11 protein-coding genes are annotated in these 12,406 nt (G+C 43.9%); 10 read left to right on the top strand and 1 reads right to left on the bottom strand.

The features are described from left to right. Positions 1-229 (bottom strand): DUF389 domain-containing protein (locus HMPREF3002_RS04820; protein ID WP_141754497.1); only part of this gene is annotated, 229 nt, incomplete at its 3' end. 501 nt (positions 230-730) lie between these two features. On the opposite strand from HMPREF3002_RS04820, the gene yycF reads away from it, so the two are divergent. From yycF to ftsY, 10 genes are all read left to right on the top strand, one after another. Continuing rightward, positions 731-1,432 (top strand): response regulator YycF, encoded by a 702-nt coding sequence (gene yycF, locus HMPREF3002_RS04815; RefSeq protein ID WP_070665434.1) that lies wholly within the window; start codon positions 731-733, stop codon positions 1,430-1,432. After that, positions 1,425-2,777, top strand: a complete 1,353-nt coding sequence (vicK, locus tag HMPREF3002_RS04810) for a cell wall metabolism sensor histidine kinase VicK (RefSeq protein ID WP_031573918.1) — start codon at positions 1,425-1,427, stop codon at positions 2,775-2,777. The genes yycF and vicK overlap by 8 nt, the downstream gene beginning before the upstream one ends. 7 nt (positions 2,778-2,784) lie before the next feature. Further along, positions 2,785-3,594, top strand: a complete 810-nt coding sequence (locus HMPREF3002_RS04805; protein ID WP_023918725.1) for an MBL fold metallo-hydrolase — start codon at positions 2,785-2,787, stop codon at positions 3,592-3,594. A gap of 148 nt (positions 3,595-3,742) precedes the next feature. Then, entirely contained in the window at positions 3,743-4,294 is a 552-nt protein-coding gene (locus HMPREF3002_RS04800; protein WP_070665433.1) for a putative periplasmic lipoprotein, read from the top strand. A 33-nt stretch (positions 4,295-4,327) separates the two neighbouring features. Then, the gene (locus HMPREF3002_RS04795) at positions 4,328-4,714 is read left to right on the top strand and encodes a YbaN family protein (RefSeq protein ID WP_070665432.1); all 387 of its coding nucleotides are present in this window, start codon (positions 4,328-4,330) and stop codon (positions 4,712-4,714) included. A 99-nt stretch (positions 4,715-4,813) separates the two neighbouring features. Beyond that, positions 4,814-5,515, top strand: a complete 702-nt coding sequence (gene rnc, locus HMPREF3002_RS04790) for a ribonuclease III (RefSeq protein ID WP_049475143.1) — start codon at positions 4,814-4,816, stop codon at positions 5,513-5,515. Then, positions 5,506-9,042, top strand: coding sequence for a chromosome segregation protein SMC (smc, locus tag HMPREF3002_RS04785; RefSeq protein ID WP_070665431.1), 3,537 nt, complete (start codon positions 5,506-5,508; stop codon positions 9,040-9,042). Before rnc ends, smc begins: the two co-directional genes overlap by 10 nt. Then, complete coding sequence (locus HMPREF3002_RS04780) at positions 9,032-9,838, top strand: Cof-type HAD-IIB family hydrolase (protein ID WP_070665430.1); 807 nt, start codon at positions 9,032-9,034, stop codon at positions 9,836-9,838. The genes smc and HMPREF3002_RS04780 overlap by 11 nt, the downstream gene beginning before the upstream one ends. Beyond that, complete coding sequence (locus HMPREF3002_RS04775; protein ID WP_070665429.1) at positions 9,835-10,656, top strand: Cof-type HAD-IIB family hydrolase; 822 nt, start codon at positions 9,835-9,837, stop codon at positions 10,654-10,656. Before HMPREF3002_RS04780 ends, HMPREF3002_RS04775 begins: the two co-directional genes overlap by 4 nt. Beyond that, positions 10,657-12,315, top strand: coding sequence for a signal recognition particle-docking protein FtsY (gene ftsY / locus HMPREF3002_RS04770; RefSeq protein ID WP_070665428.1), 1,659 nt, complete (start codon positions 10,657-10,659; stop codon positions 12,313-12,315). The last annotated feature ends 91 nt before the right edge of the window (positions 12,316-12,406 follow it).

Below are 12,406 nucleotides of genomic sequence, written 5' to 3'. Positions count from 1 at the left end.
GCTTGATTAAACGCGTATCAAAAATAGCTAAACCAAACCCCAGTCCAATAATCGGTGTCATAAGAGGGGAAATCAGCATGGCTCCAATAATGACAGCTGTTGAATTCATATTTAGACCTATAGAGGCAATAAAAATCGAACACATCAAAATCACTGTATCTCTTAATCGAACATGAAGGTCATCATATAGTTTCTCGCGGAATTCACGTGTTGAATAGTTTCCGGACATTGGTTACTCCTTTTATTTCATATAATCTTGTTTCTGCATGGATGATGGTAGAGAGACTTCTGTCCAAACTGACATGTTTTTAATTCTTACCTGTGATTCTTTTGAACATTATCTTTTAAATATCCATCAGTCCATCCTGCATATTATATCAAAAATTTTACATTCTTTCTCTGAAGAAATCAATTCATTTAAAAGATAGAGAAAGGAAGAAATTTTTGTCTCCTTATCTGAAGAAGAAAAACGATATCTCCTCTGAAAGTAGATACCGTTTTAATGTTTAAACAGTATGAGTTTGTAGCAGCAATCCTAGCAGATATCGCCAACAAATCACGTGTTTCAAAATAATACAAAATGAAAAGATTGAAATGTAACGATCTCAGTCTTTTTGCTTAGTCTTATTAGAAAGTCCAGCAATTGAGGCTCCACATTTCTTCATAAGTTTGATATAATAAGAAGATAGAGATTGATTAGGAAAAGAAGCATTAGAAACAGGTATGTAAGATGAAAAAAATATTAGTAGTTGATGATGAAAAACCAATTTCAGATATTATCAAATTTAACATGGCAAAAGAGGGCTATGAAGTCTTGACAGCCTTTGATGGCCGGGAAGCTTTGGAAGTCTTTGCGGCTGAGAATCCGGATATTATTATTCTAGATTTGATGTTGCCAGAGATTGATGGCTTGGAAGTAGCGCGTACGATTCGTAAGACTAGCAATGTGCCGATCATTGTCCTATCTGCTAAGGATACGGAATTTGATAAGGTCATTGGGCTTGAAATCGGGGCGGATGACTATGTAACCAAACCCTTCTCGAATCGGGAATTGCAAGCGCGTGTGAAAGCCTTGTTGCGTCGTTCTGAGTTTGCGGCTGATCCTCAGCTTGAAAATGAGGCCAATACGGAAATTGTCATTGGTGATCTTCACATTCTTCCAGATGCTTTCTTGGTTCAAAAAGGCAACAAAGAATTGGACTTGACCCATCGCGAATTTGAATTGCTCTATCACCTTGCGACCCATGTCGGTCAAGTGATGACCCGTGAGCACCTTCTTGAGACGGTGTGGGGCTATGATTACTTTGGTGATGTTCGGACAGTAGACGTGACGGTTCGTCGGTTGCGTGAAAAAATCGAGGACACACCGGGGCGTCCGGAATATATCTTGACCCGCCGTGGTGTCGGATATTATATGAGAAACAATGATTGATCAACTAAAACAATTTGTAATGTCGTCGAACTTTGTCTTTGTTCTGATTACGGTTGGGTTTATCATTGTGGTAGCCTTGCTTTTGCTAGAAAACCGTAGGGACAATATCAAGCTCAGACAATTAAACGCCAAAATTAAGGATCTGATTGCAGGGGACTATTCCGAAGTGGTCGACATGCAAGGAAGTCCAGAGCTGACGGATATGACCAATAGTATCAATGATCTGTCTGAGGTTATTCGCCTGACGCATGAAAACTTGGAACAAGAAACCAAGCGTTTGACCAGTATTCTTTCTTACATGACAGACGGGGTGCTTGCGACCAACAGACGCGGTCAGATCATCATGGTCAATGAAATGGCTGCCAAGCAATTGAATGTTAATCCAGATGAGGTGCTCAATACCAGTATTCTAGATTTGCTTTCGCTTGGAGATGACTATGATCTGCGCAGCTTGATTACAGAAGTACCAGAGTTGACTATTGATTCCCAGGATGAAAATGGGGAATACTTAAGTCTTCGTGTGCGCTTTGCCTTGATTCGTCGCGAGTCAGGTTTTATCTCTGGTCTGGTAGCTGTCTTGCACGATACGACAGAGCAGGACAAGGAAGAGCGGGAACGTCGCCTCTTTGTCTCCAATGTGAGTCATGAATTACGGACACCTTTGACCAGTGTGAAATCCTATCTGGAAGCCCTTGACGATGGCGCTTTGTCAGAACCAGTAGCACCAGATTTTGTCAAGGTTTCACTCAATGAAACCAACCGCATGATGCGCATGGTCACAGATCTATTGAGCTTGTCTCGAATCGATAATGAAACCAGTCAGTTGGACATCGAGTTGACCAACTTTACGGCTTTTATCACCTTTATTTTAAACCGGTTTGATAAGATCAAGAGTCAATCGCAAGAAGATACCAAGAAGTATGAACTGATCCGGGAATACCCGATCACTCCGATCTGGGTGGAAATTGATACGGATAAAATGACCCAGGTGATCGATAATATCTTGAACAATGCCATCAAGTACTCACCTGATGGTGGAAAGATCAAGGTAGGGATGAAAACGACAGATGCTCAGTTGATTATCTCTATCTCAGATGAGGGCTTGGGGATTCCCAAGAAAGACTTGCCACGTATTTTTGATCGCTTTTACCGAGTGGATAAGGCGCGTAGCCGGGCCCAAGGTGGGACTGGTCTAGGCTTAGCCATTGCTAAGGAGATCGTTAAGCAACACAAAGGCTTTATTTGGGCCAAGAGTGAATATGGCAAGGGATCTACCTTTACCATTGTCTTGCCGTACGACAAAGATGCTATTAAAGACGACTGGGATACAGAAGAGGAAGAATAAGGAGTCAATGACAGAAGAGGGATTTAAGTATAGTATTTTAGCTTCAGGTTCTAGTGGGAATTCTTTCTACCTTGAGACGCCAAAGAAAAAACTGCTTATTGATGCAGGGTTATCAGGGAAAAAGATTACGGGACTATTGGCTGAAATTGATCGCAAACCAGAAGACTTAGATGCCATTTTGATTACGCACGAACACTCAGACCATATCCATGGTGTGGGTGTTTTAGCGCGGAAATATGGCATGGATCTATATGCTAATGAAGCAACTTGGAAGGCCATGGAAGGCACCAAGTATCTAGGCAAGGTCGATGATGCTCAAAAGCACATTTTTGAAATGGGGAAGACCAAGACATTTGGCGATATTGATATCGAAAGTTTTGGGGTCAGTCACGATGCTGCTGCCCCTCAATTCTATCGCTTTATGAAGGATGGCAAGAGCTTCGTCATGCTGACGGATACGGGCTATGTGAGTGATCGCTTGGCAGGAATCGTCGCAGATGCTGATGGCTATCTGATTGAGTCCAACCATGATGTAGAGATCCTTCGAGCAGGTTCGTATGCGTGGCGCTTGAAGCAGCGGATCTTGTCAGACCTAGGCCACCTTTCTAACGAAGACGGTGCGGATGCCATGATCCGAACCTTGGGAAATCGCACCAAGAAGATTTATCTGGGACATTTGTCAAAAGAGAACAATATCAAAGAATTGGCCCATATGACTATGGAGAATCAACTGGCTCGAGCAGATCTAGCTGTTGGCCATGATTTTGAGGTGCTAGATACCTCGCCAGATACCGCGACCCCTTTGACGAAGATATAAGATAGAAAACCACCTTCGGGTGGTTTTTTATCTGCCTATTTGAGGAAATCTATATCTAGTAATGAATTTGCTCTTTACCCAAAATTCGTGTATGATAGGAAAGAACGAATTCTGAGTGAGAATCACGAAAGTAGAGGAGAGATAATAAATGAAAAAAATGATGTTATTACTGGCTGGTTTGGTTGCTTTAACTGCTTGTAGTCAGTCTAAGCAAGCTACGAAAGAGTCGACTTCCAATCAAACGACGAAGGAAACAAAAATATCAGAGTCTTCTAAAGATAAAGAAGAAAAAGGTTTGAAATTTGTAGTAGCACCTCAGTATGAAGGTAAAACGTCTGATCTCATCGAGCTAGGAAAAAAATTGGTCAAGGAACATCCTGAACTCGGAAGTGAAGGTAATATGGCGCTCTACTTCACGGGAGCTATTTCTGAAGGAAGAGCTGCACTCATGCTGGTCAATAAGACAGATGTAGATATCAAGAAAGATTTAAATTTTTCAATTACGTGGTCTTATGATAGCAAGACTATTTTTGAGAATCAAAAGGTTAGCTATTTCATCAAAGATAGTGGTGAATTACCCTCTCATACAGCAACTATGATATTATTACCATTGAACGAGGAGCAAATGAAGATTGTCGATGGAATGTCAGACCCATCTAAGATGAAGCTTCAAATGTCAGACGTGAACGCTGTAGAGTGATAGCAAAAAATGAATCATACAAAGGAGAAGTAAATGCGCCTTGTTTATCTTACGATTGGTTTTGTGTCTTTGGGATTAGGAATTATTGGGATTCCTTTACCGATTTTACCGACGACTCCCTTTTTACTGCTATCGATGGCCTGCTTTGCTAAAAGTTCCAAACGCTTTGAAACCTGGCTCTACCAAACCAAGCTTTATCAAACCTATGTAGCGGATTACCGAGAGACCAAATCGATTGCCAAAGAACGGAAGAAATGGATCCTTCTTCAGATCTACATTCTGATGGGGATTTCGATCTATCTGGCACCGATTATTTGGGTGAAGCTTGCTCTAGGTGCTTTGACGATTTTTATCACCTATTATCTCTTAAAAGTGATTCCCAATAAGTCCGAAAATCAAACAGAAGAAGATCCTGATTAAAATTGGAGAATTCAGGCCCTAGAACTAGGAAAAGAAGTGCGTTCGTGCTTCTTTTTTGGTATACTTAAGAGTATGAATTTATTAGAAAGTAGGCTTCCCATGGAGAAATTACAAGCCCTGTTATCGGAACGGTTTCAGATCGTTTTTTCAGATAGCAGTTTATTAGATACAGCTTTTACGCACACCTCTTATGCCAATGAGCACCGCCTCTTAAAAATTTCACATAACGAACGTTTGGAATTTTTAGGAGACGCTGTTCTTCAATTAGTTATTTCCGAATATTTGTATAAGGAACACCCAAACAGACCGGAGGGAGATTTGTCCAAATTCCGTTCTATGATTGTCCGTGAAGAAAGTCTGGCTGGTTTTTCTCGAGATTGCCACTTTGACCATTTCATCAAACTGGGCAAGGGCGAAGAAAAATCTGGTGGTCGGGACCGCGATACGATTCTTGGCGATTTATTTGAAGCTTTTTTAGGTGCTCTTTTACTGGATCAAGGAGTGGAAGCAGTCAAACGCTTCATCTACCAGGTCATGATTCCAAAGGTTGAAACGGGTCAATTTTCTCAAGTCATTGACTACAAGACCCGCCTGCAAGAACTGTTACAGGTTCACGGAGATGTGGAGATCCAATACCAAGTGGTTAGCGAGTCCGGTCCAGCTCATGCGAAAGAGTTTGAAGTAGAAGTATTCGTGAACGGTCAAACGATGGGACATGGTCATGGTCGTTCCAAGAAGTTAGCGGAGCAGGAAGCAGCCCGCAATGCAGTTGAAACGAGGAATGATGGGCCATGTATCTAAAAGAGATTGAAATCCAAGGCTTTAAATCCTTTGCGGATAAGACAAAAGTCGTATTTGACAAAGGGGTCACTGCTGTTGTAGGGCCTAATGGATCTGGAAAATCAAATATCACAGAGAGCTTGCGCTGGGCCCTGGGAGAATCCAGTGTCAAGAGTCTACGTGGGGGCAAGATGCCCGATGTTATCTTTGCAGGGACAGAATCGCGTAAACCGCTGAATTATGCCTGTGTCACAGTTGTCTTAGATAACCAGGATGGTTTTATCCAGCAGGCAGGTAAAGAAATTCGTGTCGAACGGCATATTTATCGTTCTGGAGACAGCGAGTACAAGATCGACGGCAAGAAAGTACGTCTCAGAGATGTGCATGATCTGTTCATGGATACGGGATTGGGACGTGATTCTTTCTCTATTATCTCCCAAGGACGGGTAGAGGAGATCTTTAACTCCAAACCGGAAGAACGCCGGGCTATCTTTGAAGAAGCTGCTGGTGTCTTGAAATTTAAGACGAGGCGTAAGGAAACCGAAACCAAACTCAACCAAACCCAGGAGAATTTGGACCGTCTGGAGGATATCCTCTATGAATTAGAAGGACAGATCCAACCTCTTGAAAAGCAAGCGACTGTCGCTCGCCGTTTCTTGGAATTAGACCAAGAACGGCAGGTTCTCTTGCTGGATGTTTTAGTTGCTCAAGTCGATCTGACAAAGGACCTTTATGAAAAGGCTGATCAAGAAGAAAAGGCCATTCAAGAACAGTTGGCTTCTTATTACCAACGTCGTCAGGTCTTAGAAGAAGATAATGTACGTATCAAGAAAGCCCGCCATCAGTTGGATGAGAGCTTAGCTGAGGACCAGGCCAGCTTACTTGAGGTTACTCGTTTGATCAGTGATTTGGAAAAGCAAATCGAAGTAGCTAAGTTGCAATCGAGTCAAGCAGCCCATAGTCGCAGGGAAAATCTTGAGCGGCTGGATGCTGTTTTGGCCCGTCTGGAAGAAGCGAAACAAGAGCTGGCTCAAAAACAAGAGACGCTAGCTGTGCTTCAACAAAGGCTGACAGAGAACCGTCAGCAACAAGAAGAGTTGGAAAAAGAATTAGCCAACTACGAAGAAGATCCGGAACAAGTCATTGAGCATCTACGAGAGCAGTATGTCGCGCTCTTGCAGACGGAGGCTGAAAAATCTAATGAACGGACAGCCATTGAGAGTCGGATCCAAGCACTCCTGCAAGAATCTAGCCATCGTCAAGAGGATTTGACCAAGGCACAAACAAACTTCGAAGCTGCCAAGGAAAAAGAAGTCCGACAATTGGAAGAGTTGGATCAGGCACAAGCGACGGTCAAAGGTTTACTAGTAGAATATCAAGAGCAACTGGTAAAAGTGGAGCAGGCCAAAGCTGCCTACCAAGAGGCTCAAGCTACCATGTTTGACTTGATGGATGAGAGCAAGAATAAGCGGGCGCGGATCAATAGCTTGGAAGCCATTCAGAAGAACCATAGTAACTTCTATGCAGGCGTCAAGAGCGTTTTGCAAGAAGCAGAACGGTTAGGAGGCATCTGTGGGGCTGTTAGTGAGAATTTGAGTTTCTCAAAAGACTACCAGACGGCGCTTGAAATTGCTCTGGGAGCTAGCAGCCAACAGATCATTGTCGAAGATGAAAAGGCTGCAACGCGAGCGATCGATTTCTTGAAACGCAATCGCTTGGGACGGGCAACCTTCCTTCCGCTCACGACCATCAAAGCCCGTCAACTATCTCCTCGGAATTTGGAATTGATTCAAGCCAGTGCAGGATTTCTAGGAATTGCGAGTGACTTAGTGACCTATGAAAATCGTTTTGAACAGATTTTCCAAAACCTGCTTGGAGTAACGGCCATCTTTGACACGACGGAGCATGCGCGTGAGGCGGCTCGTAAAGTCAATTATCAAGTTCGGATGGTGACCTTGGATGGGACCGAATTGCGGACCGGAGGATCGTATGCCGGTGGTGCCAATCGCTCCCAAAATACGGTTTTTGTCAAACCAGAATTAGATAGTTTGAAGCAGGAAATGCAAGCTCTGGATGCTCGTTTGAGAGAAGCAGAGCAGGAGGTCGAGACCAAGGACAATCTGCTCAAGCAGGCGCAAGAATACCTGGCCTCTATTCAAAGCCAAGGTGAGCAAGCGCGTCTAGAGCAACAGCGGGCCCAATTGGCCTACCAACAAAGCCAAGAGCAACTGAAAGAAATTCAGGAACTCTTAGAAGCTTTGAAGTCAGAATTGGCAACAGATGCGACCCAGTCTCTCCAAGAAGAGCTGGAATCCCTTACTGAGCAATTGGCAGAAATTGAGCTTCAAAAAGAAAATTTGAACCGCGACATTGAAACAATGAAGTCGGACAAAGATGTTCTGCAACAAAAAGTACAAAACTTGCAAGAGCAATTGGCAGAATTGCGACTTCAACAGACGGAATGGTTGAGCCAACAAAGCTATGAGCAAACAGATGCTCGTCGCTTGGAAGAAACGATCTCCCAGTTGGAAGTAGAAGAGCATCAGTTGCAATTGCTGATTGAACAAGGCGATGCCCAAGTTCAAACAGTAGATGTGGAGCAGCTAGCCAATCAATTGGCACAGGCCCAAGCCAAGAAAACGGACTTGGAACAAGGGGTCATTCGGAAACGCTTTGAGCTAGATGATTTGGAAGGCCAGGCCGAAGATGTGGCAGAACAGATGGAACAAGCTCGCAAGAAAAACGAAGAGTGGATTCGTCAACAAGCCAAGGCTGAAGCGACACGTGAAAAGCATGCGGATCGTTTGAACAAACTCTTAACGCAAATTACCGATGAATTCATGCAAAGCTTTGACCAAGCCAAAGAACAGGCCAAACCTGTTGAAAATCTTGCAGCAGCTGAAAACCAGCTCAAGAGCATCGAAAAAGATATTAAGGCACTTGGTCCAGTCAATGTGGATGCGATCGAGCAGTACGACGAGGTGAAGGGGCGCTTTGATTTCCTTTCCAGCCAGCGTGAGGATGTCTTGGCTGCGAAAAATATGCTTCTGTCTACCATCAACGACATGAATGACGAGGTCAAGGAACGCTTTAAATCAACTTTTGAAGCCATTCGTGAATCCTTTAAAGTCACTTTCCGTCAAATGTTTGGTGGGGGTTCTGCTGATTTGATTCTGACAGAGCCAGATCTTCTGACAGCTGGTGTTGAGATTTCTGTGCAGCCACCTGGTAAAAAAATCCAATCCTTAAACCTCATGAGTGGTGGAGAAAAGGCCTTGTCTGCCTTGGCTCTCCTGTTCTCGATTATTCGTGTCAAGACCATTCCATTTGTCATTCTAGATGAGGTAGAGGCTGCCCTAGATGAGGCCAATGTCAAGCGCTTTGGAGATTATCTGAACCGCTTTGATAAGGAAAGCCAATTTATTGTCGTGACGCACCGGAAGGGAACCATGTCAGCTGCAGATTCCATCTATGGTGTGACCATGCAGGAATCTGGGGTTTCTAAAATCGTCTCAGTAAAATTGAAAGACTTAGAAAATGAAGAATAATGATATTAAATTGATCGCTACGGATATGGATGGAACCTTTCTAAATGACCAACATCAGTACGATCAAGACCTTTTACGCAAGGTGTTAGCAAGCTGCAAAGAAAAAGGCATCTATTTTGCTGCTGCGAGTGGCCGTGCCCTCCTTTCTCTCAAATCCCTCTTTAAAGGATTTGAGGACCAGATGATTTTCATTGCTGAAAATGGTAGTGTGGTAGAATTTCATGGAGAAGATCTTTACGAAGCAACCATGTCCAAAGACTTTTATTTGGGTGTTTTTGAGGCTTTGAAAGCTTCCCCTTATGCAGACCCGAATAAGCTTCTTTTGACTGGGAAAAAAGGAAGCTATGTCTTAGAAACAGTAGATCCCGACTATCTGGCCTTGAGTCAGCACTACAATGAAAACATTCAAAAAGTGAAAACCCTAGCAGATATTCAAGATGAAATTTTCAAATTGACCACCAACTTTGATGCAGCTCTTGTACTTGAAGGTGAACAATGGGTCACTGACAATATCCCCGGTGTCAAAGCGATGACGACAGGTTTTGAGTCAATTGATATTGTCCTCGATTATGTCGATAAGGGAGTGGCTATTACTGCCTTAGCGGATAAACTAGGGATCTCGATGGATCAGGTGATGGCTTTCGGGGATAACCTAAACGACCTCCATATGATGCAAGTCGTGGGCCATCCAGTAGCGCCAGAAAATGCACGTCCTGAAATCTTGGCCATTGCTGAAACAGTCATCGGCCACCATGCGACTGGTTCTGTCCTACGCTACATGGAGGAAATTGTATGAGTCAGATTTCCTTGATTGCGCTGGATTTAGATGGGACCCTTCTCAATTCTGAAAAAAAGATCTCCCCTCGCAATAGAGCAGCCCTCGCTGCTGCACAGGCCCAAGGTGTCAAGGTGGTTCTAACCACTGGTCGCCCCTTGAAAGCCATGGATTTTCTTTTGGAAGAATTGGGAACAGCAGGCCACAAAGAAGAGTATACGATTACCTTCAACGGTGGTCTAGTGCAGCGAAATAATGGAGAAATCCTCTCAAAAGTTGTCTTGGCACCTGAAGATGTCGAAACCATTCATGATGAAACAGCCCGTCTAGGCCTTCCGCTGGATGCTATCAGTGAGGGAACGGTTTATGAGATTCATGCAGAGCGAAAGTCTCTCTATTCCCTTTACAATCCCTACCTAAACTTTATTGAGACAGATTTTAAAGACCTGCCATCCACGATTTCCTACAACAAGTGTGTGACAGCCGTCGATCAAGACTTTTTAGATGCAGCGATAAAACAGATCAAGCCGGAGTTATTTCAAGACTATGAAATTTTTAAATCTCGGGAGATGTTGCTGGAATGGTGTCCTAAAAATGTTCACAAGGCGACAGGTTTAGAGGCACTGGCAACTATTTTGGGTCTTGAGGCAGATCAAGTCATGGCCTGTGGAGATGAAGCCAATGACCTGTCTATGATCCAATGGGCTGGACTGGGGGTTGCCATGGGCAATGCGATTCCAGCAGTGAAGGAAGTTGCAGCGCTTGTGGCTCCTGTGACCAATGACCAGGATGCCGTCGCATGGGCGATTGAAAATTATGTGCTAAAGGAGAGTGAATAAATGGGATTATTTGATCGTTTATTTGGAAAAAAAGAAGAAACTGAAAAAGTGCTTCCGTCTTCGGAAGAAGTGACGGAAAGTACTGAGGTTGAAGAAACTGTCAAAGAGGAGCCGGCGGCTACCTTAAATGACAAGGAAGAGCAAAAAATCGCAGATATGGAGGCTTATTACCAAGAGCTTAAAGCGCGAATTGCAGCCACTCATCAACCTGTTTCAACCGTTGCTCAAGAAGAGCCGGCAGAGGAACCTCTTGTTGAAGAAATAGGAACTTCAGAGACTCCTGAAGTTCAAGAACCGGTAGAGGAGTCTCCAGTTGCCTTTGAACCTGCTCAAACAGAAGCAATTCCTGAAGAAGTTTCACCACTAGCTGATGACACGGAGACTGAGTCTCTTGAAGAAGTGAAAATTGAAGCGGAAGTTAATGAAGATGGTGAGGAAGCAGATGGGGCTAACGGTTCAGAAATGGAAGAAGAGTCACCAATTGCCTCTCCATCATCTGACGCTGAGCTAGTAGAAGGGAGCACGACAGAAGAGGAGTCTCCAGAACTAGTAGAAGCTCAGGATGAGGTTTCAGAACCTGAAGTATCAGAAGCGATTGCTCAAGTGGAGGAAACTTCAGAAGTGGCAGAAGCCGAGTCCAGACTTCCGGAAGGAGAAGCTGCATCAACCGTTGAGGAAAGAACTGTTGAAGAGGCAGAGGAGCCAATTCCAGATGAGGTTGAGCCAGAGCAAGAAACCATTCAGGAAAAATACGATCGTAGCTTGAAAAAGACACGGACTGGATTTGGAGCACGCCTCAATGCCTTCTTTGCCAATTTCCGTTCAGTCGATGAAGAATTCTTTGAAGAATTGGAAGAACTCTTGATCATGAGTGACGTAGGGGTTCAAGTGGCCTCTAATTTAACCGAAGAGTTGCGCTATGAAGCCCGTTTGGAAAATGCCAAAAAACCAGATGCTCTCAAGCGTGTGATCATCGAAAAATTGGTGGACTTGTATGAAAAGGATGGCCAATTTAATGAAGCCATTCGTTTTCAAGACGGTCTTACGGTCATGCTCTTTGTTGGGGTCAATGGAGTTGGTAAAACAACCTCTATCGGGAAGTTAGCCCACCGCTACAAACAAGAAGGCAAGAAAGTCATGTTGGTTGCAGCAGATACTTTCCGTGCAGGAGCAGTAGCTCAACTGGCAGAATGGGGACGCCGCGTAGATGTTCCAGTTGTAACAGGTCCTGAAAAATCAGATCCTGCTAGCGTCGTCTTTGATGGAATGGAACGTGCGATCGCTGAAAACATCGATGTTCTGATGATTGATACGGCGGGTCGTCTGCAAAACAAGGACAACCTCATGGCGGAGCTTGAAAAAATCGGCCGCATTATCAAGCGTGTGGTACCTGATGCACCGCATGAAACCTTGCTGGCCCTCGATGCATCAACTGGTCAAAATGCCTTGGTGCAAGCTAAAGAATTTTCAAAAATTACACCTGTGACAGGAATTGTATTGACCAAGATCGATGGAACGGCTCGAGGTGGGGTCGTCCTTGCGATTCGAGAAGAGTTGGATATCCCAGTGAAGTTGATTGGATTCGGAGAAAAGATTGATGACATCGGACCATTCCACTCAGAAAACTTCATGAGAGGCCTCTTGGAAGGCTTGATTTAAGAGTCAAATAGAAAAAGACAAATTGTTTAAAAGACAATTTGTCTTTTTGTTTCCTTGCGCTATCAAAAAAACCACCCGAAGGTGGCTTTCC

The sequence above is a fragment of the Streptococcus sp. HMSC065E03 genome (assembly GCF_001815045.1).
In the GTDB taxonomy this organism is placed as follows: domain Bacteria; phylum Bacillota; class Bacilli; order Lactobacillales; family Streptococcaceae; genus Streptococcus; species Streptococcus parasanguinis_AD.
Note: the sequence above shows the minus strand (reverse complement) of the source record. Positions and strands in the feature narration are given on the sequence as shown.